The following is a 21,829-nucleotide window of genomic DNA, read 5'->3' on the forward strand; positions in this document are numbered from 1 at the left end:
TCCGGCCAGCCCAGCAGGACCAGCATGGATCGCATTCGCATCGTCGGCGGCAACCCGCTTCACGGCACCATCCCGATTTCGGGCGCGAAGAATGCCGCCCTGCCGCTGATGATCGCGGGTCTTCTGACGCCGGAGACGCTGATCCTGGACAACGTCCCGCGGCTGGCCGACGTCGCGCAACTGCAGCGCATTCTCGGCAATCACGGCGTGGACATCATGTCGGTCGGCAAGCGTCCCGGCGATGGCCAATACCAGGGTCAGACGCTGCAGATCTCCGCGGCCAACATCATCGACACCACCGCTCCTTACGAGCTGGTGTCGCGGATGCGCGCCAGCTTCTGGGTGATCGCGCCGCTGCTCGCGCGCATGCACGAGGCGCGGGTGTCGTTGCCCGGCGGCTGCGCCATCGGCACGCGGCCGGTCGATCTCCTGATCATGGCGCTGGAGCGGCTCGGGGCCAGCATTGACATCGACGCCGGCTATGTCGTCGCCAAGGCGCCGGGCGGCCTGCGCGGCGGGACGATCGATTTTCCCAAGGTCACCGTCGGCGGCACCCATGTCGCGGTCATGGCGGCCGCGCTCGCCAAGGGCACGACCGTCATCACCAACGCCGCCTGCGAGCCGGAGATCACCGATCTCGCCGAGTGTCTCAACAAGATGGGCGCGCGTATCTCTGGCGCCGGCACGCCCCGCATCGAGATCGAGGGCGTGGCGTCGCTGCATGGCGCGCGCCATACCGTGCTGCCCGACCGCATCGAGGCCGGCACCTATGCGATCGCGACCGCCATGACCGGTGGCGACGTCCGCCTTGCCGGCGCGCGGCCGGAGTTGCTGCAATCGGCGCTCGACGTGCTGACCGAGGCGGGCGCCGAGATCTCGAGCGATGCCGAGGGCATCCGCGTCGTCAGAAACGGCCACGGCATCCGCCCGGTGCAGGTGACGACCGCGCCGTTCCCCGGCTTCCCGACCGACCTGCAGGCCCAGCTGATGGCGCTGATGGTCTGCGCGCAGGGCGCCTCGGCGATCACCGAGACCATCTTCGAGAACCGTTTCATGCACGTGCAGGAACTCGCGCGGTTCGGCGCGCGTATCAGTCTCGACGGCGAGACCGCGCGGATCGAGGGCACCTCGAATCTGCGTGGCGCGCCCGTGATGGCGACCGACCTGCGCGCCTCGGTGTCGCTGGTCATTGCCGGGCTTGCTGCGGAAGGCGAAACCATGATCAATCGCGTCTACCATCTCGATCGCGGCTTCGAGCGGCTGGAGGACAAGCTGAAGGCCTGCGGCGCCACGATCGAGCGCATTCGCGAGTGAGGTTGAAGGGATGATGCCGTGACCGACCGGCTCAAACTGATCGCGCTCGACGCCGACGATCTCGCCGTCATCTCGGCCCATGTGCAGGACGCGCGGGTGCAGGCGGCGGACATCATCTGGCGCCAGGCCGAGAAGCGGCTGGTGATCGGCATGAACCGGCTCGACTGGGATCAGGCGCTGCATGGCGAGAGCGAGCCGCGCCGGCTGCTGGCGGCGCTGCGGTTCGACCGGGTGCTGGCGTGCAAGTCGCGCCGCATCGACCTTGCCGCGCCCGAGGCAGCGCTGGAGCTGATCGGCATCGAATTCCACGCCGGCGCCGAGCCGCCGGCCGGCAGCGCGCTGCTGCTGTTCTCCCACGGCGGCGCATTGCGGCTGGATGTCGAATGCCTGGAATGCGAGCTGACCGATCTTGGCGAGGACGACCTCGGCACCAGCGATATCGATGGCGTCCCGCCGCTGACCGGGTAGGCGCCGGTTCAAAGGGTTGACGGCCCCGCGCTGCCGCGCCATTGAGCAGGAGGTCGGGGGCAGCCACCCCTTCGGAAAGTGCCAGAGATGCCCATTCGCCTGTCCCGCGCCAGCGCCGATTTCGACACCCAGTTTCGGCGGTTTCTCGCCGCCAAGCGCGAGACCTCCGCCGACGTCGAAGCCGCCGCCCGCGCCATCGTGGACGACGTCGCCAGGCGCGGCGATGCGGCGCTGCTCGAGGCGACGCGCAAGTTCGACCGGCTCGAGCTGACCGCCGCGTCGCTGCGCGTGACGCCCGCCGAGATCGAGGCCGCGGTGAAGGCCTGCGACGCGGCTACCGTCGACGCGCTGAAATTCGCCCGTGACCGCATCGAGGCCTTTCACCTCAAGCAGCTGCCGGCCGACCAGCGCTTCACCGACGCCGCCGGCGTCGAGCTCGGCTGGCGCTGGAGCGCGATCGAATCCGCCGGTCTCTACGTTCCCGGTGGCACCGCGGCCTATCCGTCCTCGGTGCTGATGAACGCCATTCCCGCCAAGGTCGCCGGCGTCGGGCGCCTCGTGATGGTGGTGCCGGCGCCGGACGGCAAGCTCAATCCGCTGGTGCTGGCGGCCGCCCATCTCGGCGGCGTGTCCGAGATCTACCGCGTCGGCGGCGCCCAGGCGGTGGCCGCGCTGGCGCATGGCACCGCGACGATCGCGCCGGTGGCAAAGATCGTCGGTCCGGGCAATGCCTATGTCGCCGCCGCCAAGCGGCTGGTGTTCGGCAAGGTCGGCATCGACATGATCGCCGGCCCCTCCGAGGTGCTGGTGATCGCCGACGACAGCGGCAATGCCGACTGGATCGCCGCCGACCTGCTCGCGCAGGCCGAGCACGACGCCAGCGCGCAGTCGATCCTGATCACCGACAGCCGCCGCCTGGCCGATGACGTCGCCCGCGCCGTCGAGGGCCAGCTCAAGACGCTTCCTCGCGCGGAGATCGCCGGCGCGTCATGGGCCGATTTCGGCGCCATCATCGAGGTCGACCATCTCGACCAGGCCGTGCCGCTCGCCGACGCCATCGCCGCCGAGCATCTGGAGATCATGACCGCCGACGCGGACGCGTTCGCCGCGAGGGTTCGCAATGCCGGCGCCATCTTCCTCGGCGCGCACACGCCGGAGGCGATCGGCGACTATGTCGGCGGCTCCAATCACGTGCTGCCCACCGCGCGCTCGGCGCGGTTCTCCTCCGGTCTCGGCGTGCTCGACTTCATGAAGCGCACGTCGCTGTTGAAATGCGGCCCCGAGCAGTTGCGCGCGCTGGGACCAGCGGCGATGACTCTGGGCAAGGCCGAGGGTCTCGACGCCCATTCACGCTCCGTGGGAATACGCCTCAATCTGCCATGACCCAGCACCCGCCAGGCGACGACCGGACCAATCGCATCGTGGCGGTGACGCTCGACGAGGAGTCGATCGGCCGCTCCGGTCCGGACATCGAGCATGAGCGGGCGATCGCGATCTACGACCTCGTCGAGGAGAATTTGTTCGCGCCCGAGGGCGCCGACGGCACCGGCCCCTTCACTTTGCATCTCGGCATCACCGCCAACCGGCTGATGTTCGACATCCGCAGGGAGGACGGCACGCCGGTGGTGACGCACCTGTTGTCGCTGTCGCCGTTCCGGCGGATCGTGAAGGACTACTTCATGATCTGCGACAGCTACTACCAGGCGATCCGCACTGCGACGCCCGACAAGATCGAGGCGATCGACATGGGCCGCCGCGGCATCCATGACGAGGGCTCGCGCACCCTGCAGGAGCGGCTCAAGGGCAAGGTGCGGGTCGACTTCGAGACCTCGCGCCGGCTGTTCACTTTGATCACGGTGCTGCACTGGAAGGGCGAGGGCCAGTGATGCCGCGGGCCGCCACGCGCGCGTCCCAGCTTTCGGCCAAGGGCGCGTAGGCGCATGGCCGAGGGGCCGCCGCGCGCGCGCCAGCCGCAGGCGGTGCTGTTCGCCTGCGGCCAGAACAGCGTGCGCTCGCCGATGGCCGAGAGCCTGCTGCGCCAGATGTTTCCGCAGGCGCTGTACGTCCGCTCCGCCGGGGTCAAGAAGGGCGAGCTCGACCCATTCGCGGTGTCGGTGATGGCCGAGCTCGGCCAGGACATCTCGCAGCACAAGCCCACCACCTTCGAGGAGCTCGAGGACTGGGAGGGCCTGAACTTCGACCTCATCATCACCCTCTCGCCCGAGGCGCATCACAAGGCGCTGGAGCTGACCCGCACCATCGCCGCCGACGTCGAATATTGGCCGACGCCGGACCCGACCGGCGCCGACGGCAACCGCGAGCAGAAGCTTTCAGCCTATCGCGAGGTCTGCGACGGCCTGTTCACGCGGATCCGCAAGCGCTTCGGCAAGCCCGGGCCCGCCGGTCTGTAGGTTTTCGGTTCCCGAGCCGGTGTCATCGAACCGAAATACCAACGTCGTCCCCCGCTCAAATTCGCGCCGTAGAGCAGGCCTGTCGCAGCCTTGTCGCAGCCTTCGGGTTGTGGAATGACAGCCCTTCCGATAGGTTCCGCGCGCCCGCCCCGCCGCTTCCGAATCCCTCAGCGAAATCAGCATGCTCGGCCGTCCCAAAATCGTTCTTGCATCCGGTTCGCCGCGGCGTCTGGCGCTGCTCAACCAGGCCGGCATCGAGCCCGACGCGCTGCGCCCCGCCGACGTCGACGAGACGCCGAAGCGCGGCGAGCTGCCGCGCGCCTGCGCCAACCGCCTCGCCCGCGCCAAGGCCGATGCGGCGCTGAAATCGGTCCAGCTCGACGACGAGCTGCGCGGCGCGTTCATCATCTCCGCCGATACCGTGGTCGCCGTCGGCCGCCGCATCCTGCCCAAGGCCAACCTGGTCGACGAGGCGTCGCAGTGCCTCCGGCTGCTGTCGGGCCGCAACCATCGCGTCTACACCGCGATCACGCTCGTCACGCCGAAGGAGGCGTTCCGCCAGCGCCTGGTCGAGACCCGCGTCCGCTTCAAGCGGCTCAGCGAGGACGACATCCAGGCCTATATCGGCTCCGGCGAATGGCGGGGGAAGGCCGGCGGCTACGCCGTCCAGGGCATCGCCGGCTCGTTCGTGGTGAAGATGGTCGGCTCCTACACCAATGTCGTCGGCCTGCCGCTGTACGAGACCACGACGCTGCTCGCCGGCGAGGGCTTCCCGATCCGCTTCGGCTGGCTGAACACGGTCGGCGTCTGACGCGAACGAGGGGATGCATCGGTCGCTGCGCGCGCCTAGATAGCGGCCATGCCCGACGAATCGACCAGCCCGAAGACCGCCACCCCGGCCAAGCCCGTCCGCCGCTGCCCGATCTGCAACCGGCCGGCCGCCGAAGGCTCGCGCCCGTTCTGCTCGCCCCGCTGCCGCGACGTCGACCTGCATCGCTGGCTGAGCGGCTCCTATGTCATTCCGGCCACTGAGGGCGACGAGGACGACGTCGAATAGATCAGTATTCTCATGATGTTGCGGCGGCGGTGCCGGGCGGCACGGGCGCGCGCTCCGCGCGGCTGCGCGACCGCAAAAGGAATGTGAAAACTTCGCCTCAGGGCGGTAGACAGCGCCGCCCGCTCTGACTATAACCCGCCGGCTCGCCGGGCTTTTTTGCCCTTCACGAGACCTGCCCAGGTAGCTCAGTTGGTAGAGCATGCGACTGAAAATCGCAGTGTCGGTGGTTCGATTCCGCCCCTGGGCACCACGCTTCGCCCTTCGGGCTACGCGTGGCGCAGCCGCGCTAGTGCCCGAAGGGCGAAGCGTGTCCGGCGAAGCCGGGCGTTTGAGCCCCACTCGCGCTTGAGCCACGTTCTCTGATCTCCTGATCAACCCTGTCAAACAGCCTGCCGCACGTCGCAGCCTTGCTGACGCCCATGCCGCCGCGATCCCGCGGCCTGTCAGGCCCGAGCTCTGCTGCAGTTGGCGTCCTCTTCAGGTGAGAGGGCGCAGGGAAGACCGAGTGCCGACTGGCACCCATGGCCCCCGTGCGAAAGAAGTGCACGGGGCAGGAACCACAGGCTCAGCCGGAATCAACCCGGCCTTCCCTGCGCAATGGGCTTACGGCTGCTCCGTGCTCTCCCAGGGGACCGGGCTTGTTGCCCCCGTCATCGGGATGTCGCCGACCAAGACACCAGCATCGGGGTGTCGGGACCACACGGCTTGACCGTCCGCGCAACGACGTTCGTCCGCACCTCCATGAGATGCTGCGTCGCCCCGCGGCCATCGCCCCCCGCCGCAACGTCCCGTGACGATCGCGATACGCCCCTCTCAGTGCGGGCGGGATGGCCAGAAATGTGGAGGTGATTTGCCCGACGGCGCAAGCGGAATCACTGCGGCAGAGTGGCACGACGGGCAGTTTGTGCAGACCGGGAATGCGTTGGCCGATGGAATCCGAGTCTGGAAGAAATGTGCACTGTTACGGCGATTCAAGCTCGAAGATGAAAGGTCCCCTTGATTGCAACAACTTCTCCATCGACGGAGCGCGCAGAAACTCGGATTCTATTGCAACCTATTTAGCCGACCCATCCTTAGGAAAATTTGATCAGTCACCCTGAGATGGAATTGCGCGGGGATCCAGAGGACGAGGCTGAGAATGCCCATCGATATTCGACCCGCGTGCTCGCGAACTGAAGGTGATGCGAGCGGAATCACGAGAACAACAAGCGCGGGAATCAGCCATCCGTTCACCGAGATGTTTATTTTGGCGGGTCCGCCGTTATGGATTAGCCAAGCGGCTGCCAGCACAATTCCTGCAGCGGCAGTAAGAGAGATGATCAGAGGTAGAACACGGCACATCGAGCAGATTCTAGACATCCGGCGGCCTGCACTTCCGAGCAGTCGCAATAGGTATCTGTAGTTTTTGTCCGAGGTCATGGAATCTCGTAGCACTGACTCAATGGCCAGAAAGTCCCATTCGACACTTTCTTGAGTGTGAATGGGGAGGACCTGAACTTGAGGTAAGTAGTATTCGGTCATGCGATAGCCGCTGGCCATCAGGGCGTACGCCTCGACCTCGGAGAAGCTGTCAAGGTCAGTGCGAATCCCTGCAAGAAGTTCCTGAACTCGCTTCCGAATACCGTATTCGGTCACCGGTTCGTCTGTTTGGTTTGAATCATCGCGCGGCTCTTCGCATCCCAACCAGTCGATCGGTACGACATCGAGATCCTTTTTAAGGTGAATGAACATCATTCCCTTGAGAAGGCCGCCTCTTTCCATGGTCTCTAAGCGGGCATATTGCTCCTGTCGAACGCGTTCCATAAGAATGGAATTGCTCCGCGTTAGCGACGCTAGCGTGCCCCCACCAGGATCTGGCGCAAATGCGGTTTGTCCCGAGGCGTCGCTCACGAGAACAACGCTGCAGCCTTGTTCGAAGAGGCTCGCGATCCCCTGGTTATCGTGCACTCCGCCGTCGACCTGTCTCAGTATAAGTGGCTCGGACTTTTTACCTCGTTCTTCGAGACGATATAGACCATCGATTCTGATTGGCTCGAAGAGGCCGGGCACGCACGCAGAAGCAACAACAGCCTGAGAGAGGCTGGTCGCTCGGTGCTCTGGTGGCGCCTCACTATGGTACATTCTTCGGAGCCGGTTCGTGCCGTCTGCATTGGGATCGATTCCCCAAGGAGACTCACCCATGAAGCTCGTCGTATATTGCCAAGCATGTCCCGTATTCAGCGTCGTGGCATTGAGTATCAATACTGGAACTTTCGTTTGACGACGCCAGTTGTATTTGTTCGGCTCGAAATCCTCTTCTCCTCCGTAAGGCTGAATTTTTAGATCTTTGAGAAGCAACGGGCCCTTCGGCTTGCGCTCACTCACTGCGTTCGTCCACACCCTTGCGAAGAGCTGGGCCTCGAGGAGTTCGCCTAGTCGAACCGTTCGCGTGTAGGCGCGGCTAACGATTGAACGCAGGAGCGGTAGAGGGTTGGCAAATACGCGCATCCGTATATTTGTCTGCACGCCGGCCAAAAAATCCGCTGCTACGCGCCGAACTAGCCTAATGTACGCATCGCGTAGCTCAATCTCGTTCAGATTCTCCAGCCCCTCGGTCTCCATCGTCTCCCGTAGCTGAAGGTAGTAGTGAGCGCCGATGATTGAGCCACCGGAAACACACGAAAGGACCTCCACGCGGCGCAGGACATCGAGCTCGGCCAGTTTTGCAAGCACCCCGATATGAAAGAGCGAAGCACGAAAGCCGCCACCGGACAGGGCCAGGCCGACCTTTCCAATAAAGGCGCTTTCGCGTGCGGCGGCGGAACCAACGAAAGCGTCGAGCGCCTTCGCAGCCTTCGCTACCACGGGCTCGTTCGGTGATGGGATGCCTCGGTTCTGGAGCTGACAGAGCGTCGCAAGCTGCGTGGCGGTGCTCCGGAATTCCCAATCAGGGACGCTTGGGAGAGCCTTGGCCGCCGAGAGCCAGCGCTCGGCCTCGTCGTACCTGCCTAGTCCAAACAGCGCATCGGAAAGCGTGACAAGATACCACCAGTTGTTGTTGAGCGTGGGGTCTGTCGTGCGCAACGGTAACAGCTTCGCCACGACGGCCTCTCGTATCGCCCTGGCCTCCATTCGGCGTCCCTCGACCGATGGCGTCCCTTCAGATGATTCGATGTCGGCAAGTTGGTCCAAAACGAACGCAGCGTTGATCGCGCTGTAGCCATAATCCTTCTCCGGACCAACATCGAAGCCACGACGGTAGTAGTGATATGAACGTTCCAGTTGGTCCTTTTGCCCGGTGGCCTGCCATCGGCGCTTGCAGATGGCGCCCACGATGCCGAGAGTCTCCTGGTCGGAGGTGTTCGCGATATCGAAGGTTCCTTTGAGGATCGCAAGCGCTTGATCAAGAGCCTTCAATACGGGCAAATCAGGATCTTTGTAGGTGCACAGCGCGTGCTGCTGGGCAAACCAAACCCGAAGAGCGACTTCAGAGGTCGACTCTTCACGAATTCTCGCAAGGACTTTCCGCGCCACGCCGAACCTGTCCTCGTTCTTCAGGCGGACCACCAAATCCTTCACCCGCTCGGGCGGGAGCTGATGGCCTCGCAGGTACTCCTGTGCTTCATTGGCTGCAGAGCGCGTGAGAATGACCCGCCCCTCAAACCCTGCCTCCGCCGCCAATTTCCGGAATTGACCGGTTATATCGCTTTCGGATCTGGCTGACCCCTCCCAGACAACTGCGGCGACGAGCCGATGCAGAGCACCCTCTCCTGCAAGCGTCCTGGCCTCGCGGATCACGGCTTCGTTCACGGCGGCATAGGTGGCAGCGTCGCTGGTGTGATTGCCGGAGAGCACGATCAGGTCTCCTGCTGCTTCGGCAGCCGAGACGAGACGGTCAAATAGCCGGCCCCAATCGCCCGGTCGGTCGATCACGGAGGTTTGTCGAAATCGCTCCAGCGGAGCCGGCACGACAATTCGACGTCGTAGACTGAGACGCTCTGCCTCCTCGAGTGCGAGGAGGTCAGCGCCGCAGGCGGCGGAGCTGACGATGGTGACGACGCGTTCACTGGTGAGCAGGTCGGCAAGCCGCTGGCGTACAACCGGGATGCTTTCGGGCGGAAAGCGTGAGGGAGCGGTATCAGCTCCATCGATCCGTCGTCCGGCGAGCGCGAGTACCGAGGATCTCTTGCGGAATGTCGAGCTCAGCAACTTGGCACCTTTTGAGTCGCATCGTCCTCGTGGCAGCCTCCTACAGAGAGCTAGCGGGCCTGTTCCTTCCAGCCGCTGTCTGCCAAAGGATCGTCGATATATGCATCTTGTACATTGTCGAAGATCTGACAGTTCTTCGCCTGCCCGCTCCCTCTTAAGAAGCTGAACGCCACACATCGCCGGTCGCCGGCGCAAGCCACTTGGCACGCCGTCAGGTCGGAGACGTTCGCGGTTGCAATCGGTCGTGCATCAAACCGATGATTATGAACAGTAGCCAATTGTACTGGCAGCGTTGAACGGGTCGGCAGCGCGAAAGGTTTCTTGATGCCGATTGCGGAGCGCGGCTCAAGTACGGACGTTGAGATTTTCCGCTTTAGAAAGCACATTTTATTCCAGCGATCGAAGCTGAATGCGACGCATGCCGGGTTCGCGTCGCACTGCAAGGCGCAGGCGTTGATTTCCGAATCGCGAATGCCAGCTTGGCCATCAGGTTGCACGATGTCTTGTTTATCAATGTCTTGGTTGTATTGCAGTGTGTAGTTGTCGAGGCGACTCGGCGGCGTCTCGTTCGCTGGCGGGACTTCCGGAGCCTGTTTGGCCGTCGTCGCTCCGAGGGGCTCCTTGGGTGTTGTCACTCCGGGAGGCTCTTTGGGGGTTGTCATTCCGGGGGGCTCCTTGGCTGTCGTCGCTCCGGCAACCTCCTTGGCTGTTGTCACTCCGAAGGGCTCTTTGGCGGCCGTATTCTGGTGACGTGCATCATACGAATTATTGCGATTCGAGCTGTCTTGCGGGCCCAGGAATTGATAGGCAAATGCGCCCGCTACCACGATCGCTGCGCCAGCAATTGCCAGCGCCCACCGACTCCGTCGCGCAGGGAGTATCGGGACAGGGGGCAGAATCGGCGGCGGCGGTTTTCCGGCGTGTGCCTCTTCAGGCGTTTTCGATGGGGACGCGATCAGCCGCGAAATATCATTGATCAACCGCTGGAACGCTTGGGTCGGCTCCGTGCCATTCCAATCTGACAGGTCCGCCGCTTGAAGGCTCCGAAATCCGATAGGAGGCCCGACGCCCTCAATAAGCACCGGGACCAGTATCCCTCGCCATTTTGCATCGTCCGCCTCTTCCTGCACCCAGCCGGAGGCGATCGAGGCCTTGGACCAGATGACGACGACACAGCGCGCCTCGCTGAGTTCTCGGCCGATCGTTTCCCGCCATGTCTTGCCGATCGGAATAGTCCGATCCCAAAAGATCGACCAGCCGCGGCCTTCAAGTGCGCGCGCAAGCATTTCAGCCCACGCCCGGTCTTCGTTCGCATAGCTGACGAAAACATCGCTCATAGCGGCTTCCGGTAGATTGGCATCAGCGTCGAGGTCGAGATAAATGGCGCAAAGCAACAAGGCCGCTGATGACCAAGGCCTCGAATAGGAAAACCAAAAATTTCTGACGGATTGCAGAATGCCGCTTGAGTATGGTCCATACGGACGCTCTCTGCAGTTCCAAACGAACAATAGACTAGCCGCTCGGTACAACCATTGCGCTAGATCAACATCAGCTGGTTATACACCTTGAGATTGTTTGAGGGCAGATCCCGAGCTTTGGAGGTTTGGGATGCCGGCCGGTTGAGGAGCCGCGTCGGTCGTGCGGCGGCCAATGTTCGAAATCCTCCGGAGCACTGCAGAAGCGGGGATACGGTGACAGTCCAGCACTGTCACCGTAATTTTGGGCCTGCACTGCATTCCTCTCCCGGTGCTTGCGGCGTCAGGGATGAGTGCATCCGGCGAGATGTCGATGTGACCTCTCTCACAGCCCGCGACGGGATTGTGCGTCAATGTCGTCCCATGTGGTCCTGGCACGTCGACAAGGGAGGTGATGACATGCGCTGGAGTGACTCAGCCAAGGGATTTGCGGTCGTCGTGGCGGTGACCGTCGCCGGAATTCTGTCCACGACCTATGTCGACCACCGATTTGCCGCGCTTGAAGCATCGCCCGACGCGACAACGAGGCCGTCCCCGGCATCCGCCGCTTGCGTCGGCGACGATGGCCGCTGGCACAATTGGCCGTGGGCGAACGTGCCGATGCTCTCGCCGGCGTGCCGGCAAGATCGATAGCGTGTCGGGCGGATGAGGGGAGCGCCATCCGCCATGCGGGGATCATCGATGTCGGCTTTGGGCTGTCGGCCGCGAGCTCGATGAGCAGCCACTTGCCAATCAAGCTTGATCACGGGGGAAGTGCGCGTCCTCCGGAATTCGGGCCGGCGACTGTTGGCAAGTAAGACGGCGGATTACGCTGCGCTCATCCGCCCTACGAACTACGAATTACGCCGACGATTGCCGACTCGAAGTTTCAGGCATCCCACGGCGGCCGCGAATCCGGCTTTGACTCCAGGTTGCCGAAGTGATCATCTTCTCTGCTGACGGGAGAAGCAGGGCTCCAGCCAATCACACGCACCCAGGGAGGCGATGATGAACGGCAACAACAACAAGCTCGTGGCGGAGGCGATCGGGACGTTCTGGCTCACCTTCGGCGGTTGCGGCAGTGCGGTGATCGCGGCCGGGGTGCCTGATGTCGGGATCGGGATGCTCGGCGTGGCGCTGGCGTTCGGGCTCACCGTGGTGACGATGGCGTATGCGATCGGGCACATCTCGGGCTGTCATCTCAATCCGGCCGTGACGGTGGGGCTGGCGTGCGGCGGGCGGTTCCCGAGCAGCCTGATCGTGCCCTACGTCATCGCGCAGGTGGTCGGCGCGATCGTCGGTGCGGCCGTGCTGTATGCGATCGCCAGCGGCGCGCCGGACTTCAGCATGGCCGGCGGCTTTGCCGCCAACGGCTATGCGGAGCATTCGCCCGGCAGATATGGGCTCGGGGCCTGCCTGCTCAGCGAGTTCGTGCTGACGATGATGTTCCTGTTCGTGATCATGGGCGCGACCCATGGCAAGGCGCCGGCCGGATTTGCGCCGCTGGCGATCGGGCTGGCGCTGACGCTCATTCATCTCATCAGCATCCACGTCACCAACACCTCGGTGAACCCGGCGCGCAGCACCGGGCCGGCGCTGTTCGTCGGCGGCTGGGCGCTGGCGCAGCTCTGGCTGTTCTGGGTGGCGCCGCTGCTCGGCGGCGCGGCCGGCGGCTTCATCTATCGCTGGCTGAGCCCGGAGCCGGCCGGCGAGGTGACCGGCGAGCGCGCCGGGCAGGGCGTGGTCGCGAAGAGCGCCTAGCGAGATTTTCCCACGCGGTCGCGCTCACACCTTCATGTCGATCACGGTGCGGCTCATCTCGTCGCTCGCCTTCAGCACTTTCGCGTTCGCGGCAAAGCTGTATTTGGCGACGAGCTGGCTGATCATCTCCTGCGCGAGATCGACGTTGGGCGCGGCGACCAGGCCGTCCTTGTTGGCGAATGGCGCGGAGGGATCGTAGCTCGCGGACGTGCCCGAGCTCGACCGGGTGATGGTCGTCTGCGTGCCGCCGCCGGCGACGTCGCTCTGCACCAGCGCGAGCGGGTCGTAGGCCTTCGGCGCGCCGGCCGGCAGCGTGCCGTCGGCATTGGGCAGCGCGCCCGTGCTCCGGGCATTGGCGATGTTCGAGGCGGACACCTCGAGCCGGCGCGAGGCGGCCTGCATGCCGGAGACTGCGATGGTGGCGGTGGGGCTCATGGCGGCGCTTGCTGGTGACGTGATGCGTCAGCTAAGCCCGCGGCGCACCAAGCAAGCGTCAAGACCGCCGATGAGACTCGAGCGTCCGGCGTAAGGTCCTGTTCACCATCACGATCTCAACCCGGCCTGTTCGGATCATCGCGCAGCAGCGCCAAGGCGCTGGGCACGTCCTTGGCTGCGGAGACGAGCACATATTCGCCACGCGCCGCGCGGACGCCGCCGGTGACCACGACCGCCCGCTTCGGGCACAGGCCGAAGCAGCTCGTCATGACGATGCGCGCCGGCTTCTCGCCTGCGCCGTGACCAGAGCTGTCGTGGGATTTCAGCGCGTGCTTGATGGCCTTCCTGATTTCCTTGGGGTCATCGCTGCGCTTCAGGCATTTGCGGCAGACGAGCACCGGAGCGGCGCGGCGGGGGCGGACGAGAGCTGGGAGGGCCATGCCTCCGAGCTAAGCGGCCGGCCGAGGCGCCGCATCCCTCGCGGATGCGCAGCCGTCGTGCGCCGAGCGAGGTTCCGGGGCTTGGGTTGCAACCTTCCGAGCCTGGGCTATTGCCCATGATCAGGGCATATGATCTGGTCTGAATGACCCCGCCGCGTCCGGCTGGGGATGGTGGCGGGCTTCGGTTCCCGGCGCCGCGGCGGCCATGCCATAGTGCCGGCCGATCACCGTCGCGCCCCTGCTCGGCCGGGGGACGACGTGTCTGAGAAGGAGACCGCTCTGCGTCATGGCAGGCGACAGCGAAAAATCCCGGCTTGACGACGCCGCCCGCGCCGGCTGGCTGTATTTCATCGCCGGCCACACCCAGGACGAGATCGCCCGGATGCTGCAGGTGTCGCGCGCCTCGGCGCAGCGGCTGGTGTCGCTGTGCCTCGCCGAGCGGCTGATCACCTTCCGGCTCGAGCACCCGATCGCCTCCTGCATGGCGCTCGCGGCGCAGCTCAGGGAGCGGTTCGCGCTGGTGCATTGCGAGGTGGTGCCAACCGATCCGGCCGCGCCGACCACAGCGTCCGGGATCGCCGAGCGCTGCGCCAACCTGCTGGAGACGACCTTGCGCGCCGAGACGCCGGTCATCATCGCGCTCGGCACCGGGCGGGCGGTGCGCGCCGCGGTCGAGCGCGTCACGCCGATCGATCGGCCCGAGCATCAGATCGTCTCGCTGGTCGGCAACATCCTGGCGGACGGCTCGGCGAGCTTCTTCGACACCGTCGGCCGGCTCGCCGACCGCACCGGCGCGCGGCATTATCCGATGCCGCTGCCGTTCCTGATGGGCAGCGAGGACGAGCGCGACCGCATGGTCCGGCTGGATGCCATCGCCAAGGTCAAGGCGGTCGCCGACAAGGCCGATCTCAAGCTGGTCGGCATCGGCCAGATGGACCAGAAGGCGCAGATGCATGTCGACGGCTTCGTCACCCGCGACGAGCTCACCGAGATGATGCGGCTCGGCGCCATCGGCGAGATCACCGGCTGGGCCTATGACGCCGGCGGCAAGGTGATCGCTGGCGGCACCAACCGCCGGCTCACCAGCATTCCGCCCGAGGTGCCGGCCCGCGCCATGACCATCGCGGCGGCGCTGGGGCCGGCGAAGATCCCGGCGATCCGCGCCGCACTGACCGGTCGTCTCATCAATGGCCTGATCACCGACGAGGCCACGGCGCGCGCCGTCCTGGGGTGAATGCCCGCGGCGCAGCGCTTCCTTCTATCAACGTCCGATCTCTGTCGCGCCGCACAACCTGTGGGCGCCGGCGCATGCTTGACAAAGCCCGACCAGTGTTGTGAACATCAGCTCAGCCCGTGAGCATATATTCAAAAGACACGGGAAGGGAGGAGACCGTGAAGACCATCTTCACTCGGACGAGCACGCTTGCCGCCCTGATGGGCGCCGCCACGCTGCTGACAGTTACGCCCGCACTGGCGGAGACGACCCTGACCATCGCCACCGTCAACAATGGCGACATGATCCGGATGCAGGGCCTGACCGGCGAATTCACCAAGGCCAATCCCGACATCCAGGTGAAGTGGGTGACTCTGGAAGAGAACGTGCTGCGCCAGCGCGTCACCACCGACATCGCCACCAAGGGCGGCCAGTTCGACATCCTCACCATCGGCACCTACGAGGTGCCGATCTGGGCCAAGAAGAACTGGCTGGTGCCGCTCGACAAGCTCGGCGCCGATTACGATGCCAACGACATCCTGCCGAAGATCAAGGACGCGGTGTCCGTCGACGGTAAGCTCTACGCCGCGCCGTTCTATGGCGAGAGCTCGATGGTGATGTACCGCACCGACCTGTTCGACAAGGCCGGGCTGAAGATGCCGGAGAGCCCGACCTGGGACTTCGTCATCGACGCCGCCAAGAAGCTCACCGACAAGCAGGCCGGCGTGTTCGGCATCTGCCTGCGCGGCAAGGCCGGCTGGGGCGAGAACATGGCGTTCCTGACCGCGATGTCGAACTCGTTCGGCGCGCGCTGGTTCGACGAGAAGTGGCAGCCGCAGTTCAACACGCCGGAATGGAAGAAGACGCTGTCGACCTATGTCGAGCTGATGAAGGAAGCGGGCCCTCCCGGCGCCAGCTCGAACGGCTTCAACGAGAACCTCGCGCTGTTCAACTCCGGCAAATGCGCGATGTGGATCGACGCCACGGTGGCGGCCTCGTTCGTGACCAATCCGAAGGAATCCAAGGTCGCCGACAAGGTCGGCTTCGCGCTGGCGCCGAACACCGGCCTCGGCAAGAACGCCAACTGGCTGTGGGCCTGGAGCCTCGCGGTGCCCGCCGGCTCCAAGAAGGTCGAGGCGGCGGAGAAGTTCATCGCCTGGGCGACCAGCAAGGACTATCTCAAGCTCGTCGCCTCGAAGGACGGCTGGGCCAACGTGCCGCCGGGGACGCGCACCTCGCTCTACAAGAACGAGGAGTACCTGAAGGTCGCGCCGTTCGCCAAGCTGACCTTGGCTTCGATCGACGCCGCCGATCCGAACCATCCGACGGTGAAGCCGGTGCCTTATGTCGGCGTGCAATACGCCGCCATTCCTGAATTCCAGGGCATCGGCACCGCGGTCGGGCAGCAGTTTTCTGCCGCGCTCGCCGGATCGATGACAGTGGATGCGGCGCTCGCGGCGGCACAGTCCGCCACCGAACGTGAGATGAAACGCGCCGGCTACATCAAATAGGCGTGCCAAGTCTATCAGCTCGACAAGAAACTCCTCCCGAGCTGATCACTGGCGGCCATCCCTCCCCACAGGGATGGCCGCATTTTCTCTCCGATGCGGATGGGACCTGCGAGCATTCGTAGGGTGGGCAAAGCGAAGCGTGCCCACCGCGTCACGACAACGGTTAAGATGGTGGGCACGGCGCTTTCGCGCCTTTGCCCACCCTACGGGAAGCCCCGGACTCCGTCATTGCGAGGAGCGAAGCGACGAAGCAATCCAGAGTCACGCCCGCGACCCTGGATTGCTTCGCTTCGCTCGCAATGACGGCGGTTTTTACCGAGTAAGCAGTTCATCGAGCAGACGGACAGCAGCAATGGCCACCAGACAGACGCAACTGCTCGCCCGGGCGCTGATGTCGCCGGCGGTGATTCTGCTGTTCATCTGGATGATCGTGCCGCTGGCGCTGACGATCTACTTCTCGACCTTGCATTACAGCCTGCTCGATCCCGGCTCGGAAAGCTTCGTCGGCTTCGAGAACTTCACCTACTTCCTCACCGATCCGGCCTTCCTCGCCTCGCTGCAGAACACGCTGGTGCTGGTCGGCTCGGTGCTGCTGCTGACCATCGGCCTCGGCATTCCCCTTGCGATCCTGCTCGACCAGCCCGTCATCGGCCGCAACTTCATCCGCCTGATGGTGATCGCGCCGTTCTTCGTGATGCCGACAGTCAGCGCGCTGGTGTGGAAGAATCTCCTGATGCACCCGGTGTCCGGCCTGTTCGCCTGGATCGCGACCTCGCTCGGAATGACGCCGGTCGACTGGTTCACCGACGCGCCGCTGCTCGCGGTCATCTTCATCGTGGCCTGGCAGTGGCTGCCGTTCGCCACGCTCATCCTGCTGACCGCGCTGCAGTCGCTCGACGAGGAGCAGAAGGAGGCCGCCGAGATGGACGGCGCCAGCGCGCTGTCGCGCTTCATCTACCTGACTGTGCCGCATCTGGCGCGCCCGATCACCGTGGTGATCCTGATCGAGACCATCTTCCTGCTCACGGTGTTTGCCGAGATCTTCGTCACAACCGGCGGCGGGCCGGGGCTGCAGACCACCAACATCGCCTTCCTGGTCTATTCGCAGGCGCTGATCCAGTTCGACGTCGGCACCGCCTCGGCCGGCGGCCTCGTCGCGGTGGTCATCGCCAACATCGTCGCCTTCTTCCTGGTCCGCATCGTCGGCCGTAACCTCGAGGCGTAACACCATGGCGCGCAAGGTCACCGGACGTCATGTCGCGATCTCCACCGTCGCCGCCTGGCTTGCGGGCTTCGTGATCTTCTTCCCGATCCTGTGGATGGTGCTGGCGAGCTTCAAGACCGAGCTGGAGGCGTTCGCGACGCCGCCGTCGTTCCTGTTCTTCCACTGGACCACCGAGAACTACGTCACCGTGCAGGAGCGCAGCGACTATCTGCACCACGCGCTGAACTCGCTGATCGTCGCCGGCGGCTCGACGCTCATTGCGATGCTGATCGCCATTCCGGCGGCGTGGTCGATGGCGTTTGCGCCGACCAAGCGCACCAAGGACATCCTGCTCTGGATGCTCTCGACCAAGATGATGCCGCCGGTCGGCGTGCTCGTTCCGATCTATCTGATCTACAAGAACATGGGGCTGCTCGATACGCGGACTGGGCTGGTCTTCATCCTGTGCCTCGGCAATCTGCCGATCGTGATCTGGATGCTGTTCACCTACTTCAAGGAGATCCCCAAGGACATTCTCGAGGCAGCGCGAATGGACGGCGCCACGATCGGGCGCGAGCTGATCTACGTGCTGACGCCGATGGCGATCCCGGGCCTCGCCTCGACCCTGCTGCTCAACCTGATACTGGCCTGGAACGAGGCGTTCTGGACCTTGAACCTTTCGACCCTGGAGGCGGCGCCGCTGACGACCTTCATCGCCTCCTATTCGAGCCCCGAAGGCCTGTTCTGGGCGCGGCTGTCGGCGGCTTCGACGCTCGCGATCGCGCCGATCCTGATCATCGGCTGGTTCAGCCAGAAGCAGCTCGTGCGCGGGCTGACCTTCGGCGCAGTGAAGTAATAAAGGGGCTGAATCATGGGACGGATCACGCTTGAGGGTGTGCAGAAATCGTTCGGGCCGGTCCACATCATCAAGGGCGCCGACCTCGACATTCCCGACGGTGCCTTCGTGGTGTTCGTCGGCCCCTCCGGCTGCGGCAAGACCACGCTGCTGCGCCTGATCGCAGGGCTGGAAGATGTCTCCGGCGGCCGCATCCTGATCGACGGCAACAATGTCGTCGACGTGCCGCCGGCCAAGCGCGGCCTGTCGATGGTGTTCCAGTCCTATGCGCTGTATCCGCACATGAGCGTGCGCGGCAACATCGCCTTCGGCCTGAAGATGGCCGGGCTGCCAAAGGCCGAGATCAACAGCAAGGTCGAGGCCGCCGCGGCGACCTTGAACCTCACGCCCTATCTCGACCGCAAGCCGCGCGAGCTCTCCGGCGGCCAGCGCCAGCGCGTCGCGATCGGCCGCGCCATCGTGCGCGAGCCGAAAGCGTTCCTGTTCGACGAGCCGCTATCCAATCTCGATGCCGCGCTGCGCGTGCAGATGCGGCTCGAGGTGACGCGGCTGCAGAAGCAGCTCGGTACGACGGCGATCTACGTGACGCACGACCAGGTCGAGGCCATGACCATGGCCGACAAGATCGTGGTGCTGAACGCCGGCCGCATCGAGCAATATGGCTCGCCGATCGAGCTCTATCAGCGACCCGCCAATCTGTTCGTCGCCGGCTTCATCGGCTCGCCGAAGATGAACTTCATCACCGGCGCGGAAGCGGACAAACACCATGCGACCACGATCGGCGTGCGGCCCGAGCATGTCGCGGTCGTCGATGAGGGCGGCGGGGGCTGGCCCGGCAAGGTCGTGATCGCCGAGCATCTCGGCAGCGACACCTTTCTCTACGTCGACGCCGGCGCGCTGGGCACGCTGACAGTGCGCGTCGTCGGCGAGAAACGGCTCAGTGCCGGCGACGCTGTAACGCTGCGGCCCGAGCCCAGCCGCATCTACCGCTTCGACCAGAGCGGCAATTCGATCTTCGCATGAGAGGTGACGTCCCCTCCGGGCGTCAACGACAACAACGGACCACGACGATGTATCTCGAAAAATTCAAACTGAACGGCAAGACCGCGTTGGTCACCGGCGGCGGGCAGGGCATCGGCCTGGCCTGCGTCGAGGCGCTGGCGGAGGCGGGCGCGCATGTGGTGATCGCCGATCGGGATGCGAAGGCGGCCGCGGACGCACAGGCGGCGATGAAGGCCAAGGGCTTCACCACCGAGACCGCGCTGATGGACGTGACCAATTCGGCGCAGGTTGCGGCGGTCGCCGACGATCTGGTGGCGCGCTACGGCAAGGTGGACATTCTCGTCAACAATGCCGGCATCGCGCGCAGCGAGACACCGGCCGAGACCGTCACCGACGAGCACTGGCTCAACGTGCTCGATGTCAACCTCAACGGCACCTTCTGGTGCTGCCGCGCCTTCGGCCAGCACATGCTGGCAGCCAAGAGCGGCAGCATCGTCAATATCGGCTCGATGTCCGGCTTCATCGTCAACAAGCCGCAGGAGCAGTGCTTCTACAATGCGTCGAAGGCCGCGGTGCACCATCTGACCAAGTCGCTGGCGGCCGAGTGGGGCGCGCGCGGCATCCGCGTCAACGCGGTGGCGCCGACCTATATCGAGACGCCGCTCAACGCCTTCGTGAAGAGCAATCCGCGCATGTACGACGCCTGGATCGGCGGAACCCCAATGGGCCGCATGGGTCAGGTCGAGGAGATCGCCTCGGTGGTGCTGTTCCTGGCCTCCGAGGCGGCAAGTTTGATGACCGGCAGCGTCGTCGTTGTCGATGGCGGCTACACTTGCTGGTAAGCTCTCGTCAAATTGACGGGAGCGGAACATGCAGGCCTTTGTCGGTGTCGATGTCGGCACGACCAGCACGCGCGCCGGAGTTTTCGACAGTCACGGTCGGCTGCTTGCCGCGGCGCGGCATCAGATCCAGACCTGGCATGAGGCCGGCGATGTCGTCGAGCAATCGTCCGACGACATCTGGCGCGCGTGCTGCGCGTCGGTCAAAGCCGCGCTGGCGGAAGCGGGGATCGCGCCGGATCTGATCAGGGGGATCGGCTTCGATGCCACCTGCTCGCTGGTCGTGCTGGACCGCCAGGGCGCGCCGGTCACCGTCAGCAGCTCCGGCGACGCCCGCCGCAACGTCATCGTCTGGATGGATCATCGCGCGCTGACGGAGGCACGCGACATCAATGCGACCGGGGACGACGTACTGCGCTATGTCGGCGGCTCGATCTCGCCGGAGATGGAGATGCCCAAGCTCCTGTGGCTGAAGCGGCATCTCCGCAACAGCTTCGACGCCGCCGGCCACTTCTTCGATCTGGCCGACTTCCTGACCTGGCGCGCGTCAGGCTCGCTGGCGCGCTCGATGTGCACGGTCACCTGCAAATGGAATTATCTCGCCCACGAGACGCGCTGGAGCGCAGCCTATTTCCGGCGCATCGGGCTGGACGATTTCGTCGCAGACGATTACGCGCGGATCGGCACCGAGATCGTCGCACCGGGCACGCCGCTCGGCCACGGGCTGTCCCGCGTCGCAGCCGAAGAGCTCGGGCTGGCCCCGGGCACGCCGGTCGGCGCCGCGCTGATTGATGCCCATGCCGGCGGCATCGGCGCCATCGGTGGCCGAGCGGCTGACGGCGGTGAGGTGAATGTCTGCGACCGCCTCGCCTACATCATGGGGACCTCGGCCTGCATCATGGCGACGACGCAGGCGCCGTCCTTCGTGCCCGGCGTATGGGGACCTTATTATCAAGGCATGGTGCCTGGGTCCTGGCTCAACGAGGGTGGCCAGTCCGCCGCGGGCGCGGCGATCGACCATCTGCTGCGCTCGCACCCGGCCTCTGTCGAGGCGACCGCTGCGGCGCGCGCGGAAGGGCTCGACCTGATCAGCCTGCTCGAAAAACGGATCATGGCGCGGGTGCCGAATGCCGGCAGTGCGGCGCTGCTGGCGCGTGATCTCCACATTCTTCCGGAATTTCTCGGCAACCGCTCGCCCTATGCCGATCCGGATTCGCGCGCCGTCATCGCCGGCCTCGATCTCGATGCCGATATCGCGGCGCTGGAGCGGCTGTTCGTGGCGGGGTTGTGCGGGCTCGCCTATGGCCTGGCCGACGTGATCGATGCCTTCGCCGCCAATGGCGTCACCAGCCGCACGCTGGTGATGGCCGGCGGCGCCTCGCGCAGCCCACTGGTGCGCCAGATCATGGCCGATACGACCGGGTTGACGGTGGCGCTGCCGGGGACCCAGGAGCCGGTGCTGCTCGGGGCGGCCATGCTGGGCGCGGTCGCCAGCGGCGCCTTCCGCTCGATCGGCGACACGATGGCCTCGATGCCCACGCTGGGGCGTCTCAGCGACCCGACCGATCCGAACATCGCGGCCTTCCATCGCCGCAAGCGGCGCATCCACGGCATGCTGCGGACGCTTGATCGCGAGAGCCGTTCCGTGATGCATGGGGGCCACGGGGAGGCATGAC

19 protein-coding genes and 1 tRNA gene are annotated in these 21,829 nt (G+C 65.0%); 16 read left to right on the forward strand and 4 right to left on the reverse strand.

Going from position 1 to position 21,829, the window contains the following annotated elements:
• Positions 1-24: 24 nt before the first annotated feature.
• From murA to ACQR1H_RS21530, 8 genes are all read left to right on the forward strand, one after another.
• Positions 25-1,314, forward strand: a complete 1,290-nt coding sequence (murA, locus tag ACQR1H_RS21495; protein ID WP_316182250.1) for a UDP-N-acetylglucosamine 1-carboxyvinyltransferase — start codon at positions 25-27, stop codon at positions 1,312-1,314.
• 18 nt (positions 1,315-1,332) lie between these two features.
• Positions 1,333-1,782: a DUF2948 family protein gene (locus ACQR1H_RS21500; protein WP_316182252.1), complete on the forward strand. Its 450-nt coding sequence runs from the start codon at positions 1,333-1,335 to the stop codon at positions 1,780-1,782.
• 87 nt (positions 1,783-1,869) lie between these two features.
• The gene (hisD, locus tag ACQR1H_RS21505) at positions 1,870-3,165 is read left to right on the forward strand and encodes a histidinol dehydrogenase (RefSeq protein ID WP_434874813.1); all 1,296 of its coding nucleotides are present in this window, start codon (positions 1,870-1,872) and stop codon (positions 3,163-3,165) included.
• Positions 3,162-3,668, forward strand: coding sequence for a UPF0262 family protein (locus ACQR1H_RS21510; protein ID WP_006613054.1), 507 nt, complete (start codon positions 3,162-3,164; stop codon positions 3,666-3,668). Before hisD ends, ACQR1H_RS21510 begins: the two co-directional genes overlap by 4 nt.
• 54 nt (positions 3,669-3,722) lie before the next feature.
• Positions 3,723-4,193, forward strand: coding sequence for a low molecular weight phosphatase family protein (locus ACQR1H_RS21515; RefSeq protein WP_316182256.1), 471 nt, complete (start codon positions 3,723-3,725; stop codon positions 4,191-4,193).
• 181 nt (positions 4,194-4,374) lie between these two features.
• Complete coding sequence (locus ACQR1H_RS21520; RefSeq protein WP_006613056.1) at positions 4,375-5,004, forward strand: Maf-like protein; 630 nt, start codon at positions 4,375-4,377, stop codon at positions 5,002-5,004.
• Between the two features lie 48 nt (positions 5,005-5,052).
• Positions 5,053-5,250, forward strand: a complete 198-nt coding sequence (yacG, locus tag ACQR1H_RS21525; protein WP_315801484.1) for a DNA gyrase inhibitor YacG — start codon at positions 5,053-5,055, stop codon at positions 5,248-5,250.
• 174 nt (positions 5,251-5,424) lie between these two features.
• Positions 5,425-5,500, forward strand: a tRNA-Phe gene (locus tag ACQR1H_RS21530).
• A 794-nt stretch (positions 5,501-6,294) separates the two neighbouring features.
• Here ACQR1H_RS21530 and ACQR1H_RS21535 read toward each other — a convergent pair.
• Together ACQR1H_RS21535 and ACQR1H_RS21540 are read right to left on the reverse strand one after the other, a co-directional pair.
• The gene (locus tag ACQR1H_RS21535; protein ID WP_434908160.1) at positions 6,295-9,438 is read right to left on the reverse strand and encodes a tetratricopeptide repeat-containing protein; all 3,144 of its coding nucleotides are present in this window, start codon (positions 9,436-9,438) and stop codon (positions 6,295-6,297) included.
• Between the two features lie 50 nt (positions 9,439-9,488).
• Positions 9,489-10,775, reverse strand: a complete 1,287-nt coding sequence (locus ACQR1H_RS21540; RefSeq protein WP_434908161.1) for a TIR domain-containing protein — start codon at positions 10,773-10,775, stop codon at positions 9,489-9,491.
• 1,125 nt (positions 10,776-11,900) lie between these two features.
• Here ACQR1H_RS21540 and aqpZ point away from each other — a divergent pair.
• The gene (gene aqpZ / locus ACQR1H_RS21545; RefSeq protein ID WP_434838063.1) at positions 11,901-12,653 is read left to right on the forward strand and encodes an aquaporin Z; all 753 of its coding nucleotides are present in this window, start codon (positions 11,901-11,903) and stop codon (positions 12,651-12,653) included.
• A gap of 24 nt (positions 12,654-12,677) precedes the next feature.
• Here aqpZ and ACQR1H_RS21550 read toward each other — a convergent pair whose 3' ends face one another.
• Positions 12,678-13,088 (reverse strand): flagellar basal body rod protein FlgC, encoded by a 411-nt coding sequence (locus ACQR1H_RS21550; protein WP_316181053.1) that lies wholly within the window; start codon positions 13,086-13,088, stop codon positions 12,678-12,680.
• A gap of 116 nt (positions 13,089-13,204) precedes the next feature.
• The gene (locus tag ACQR1H_RS21555) at positions 13,205-13,528 is read right to left on the reverse strand and encodes a hypothetical protein (RefSeq protein ID WP_316181055.1); all 324 of its coding nucleotides are present in this window, start codon (positions 13,526-13,528) and stop codon (positions 13,205-13,207) included.
• Between the two features lie 286 nt (positions 13,529-13,814).
• Between ACQR1H_RS21555 and ACQR1H_RS21560 the strand changes: the two genes are divergently transcribed.
• The 7 genes from ACQR1H_RS21560 (at position 13,815) to ACQR1H_RS21590 (ending at position 21,828) form a co-directional block, all read left to right on the forward strand.
• Entirely contained in the window at positions 13,815-14,762 is a 948-nt protein-coding gene (locus ACQR1H_RS21560) for a sugar-binding transcriptional regulator (RefSeq protein ID WP_434838061.1), read from the forward strand.
• Between the two features lie 200 nt (positions 14,763-14,962).
• Positions 14,963-16,252: an ABC transporter substrate-binding protein gene (locus ACQR1H_RS21565; RefSeq protein ID WP_434895817.1), complete on the forward strand. Its 1,290-nt coding sequence runs from the start codon at positions 14,963-14,965 to the stop codon at positions 16,250-16,252.
• 352 nt (positions 16,253-16,604) lie between these two features.
• A complete protein-coding gene (locus ACQR1H_RS21570) occupies positions 16,605-17,477 on the forward strand; it encodes a carbohydrate ABC transporter permease (protein ID WP_316218066.1) in 873 nt (290 codons plus the stop codon).
• Between the two features lie 4 nt (positions 17,478-17,481).
• On the forward strand, positions 17,482-18,312 hold the full coding sequence (locus tag ACQR1H_RS21575; RefSeq protein ID WP_315804651.1) for a carbohydrate ABC transporter permease: 831 nt from the start codon (positions 17,482-17,484) through the stop codon (positions 18,310-18,312).
• Between the two features lie 15 nt (positions 18,313-18,327).
• Positions 18,328-19,335, forward strand: coding sequence for an ABC transporter ATP-binding protein (locus ACQR1H_RS21580; protein ID WP_315804650.1), 1,008 nt, complete (start codon positions 18,328-18,330; stop codon positions 19,333-19,335).
• 47 nt (positions 19,336-19,382) lie between these two features.
• Positions 19,383-20,156, forward strand: coding sequence for an SDR family NAD(P)-dependent oxidoreductase (locus ACQR1H_RS21585; protein WP_434838060.1), 774 nt, complete (start codon positions 19,383-19,385; stop codon positions 20,154-20,156).
• A 28-nt stretch (positions 20,157-20,184) separates the two neighbouring features.
• Positions 20,185-21,828, forward strand: a complete 1,644-nt coding sequence (locus tag ACQR1H_RS21590) for an FGGY-family carbohydrate kinase (protein ID WP_434908162.1) — start codon at positions 20,185-20,187, stop codon at positions 21,826-21,828.
• The last annotated feature ends 1 nt before the right edge of the window (position 21,829 follow it).

Origin of the sequence: Bradyrhizobium sp. HKCCYLRH2015, from assembly GCF_051168215.1 — a bacterium.
GTDB lineage: Bacteria > Pseudomonadota > Alphaproteobacteria > Rhizobiales > Xanthobacteraceae > Bradyrhizobium.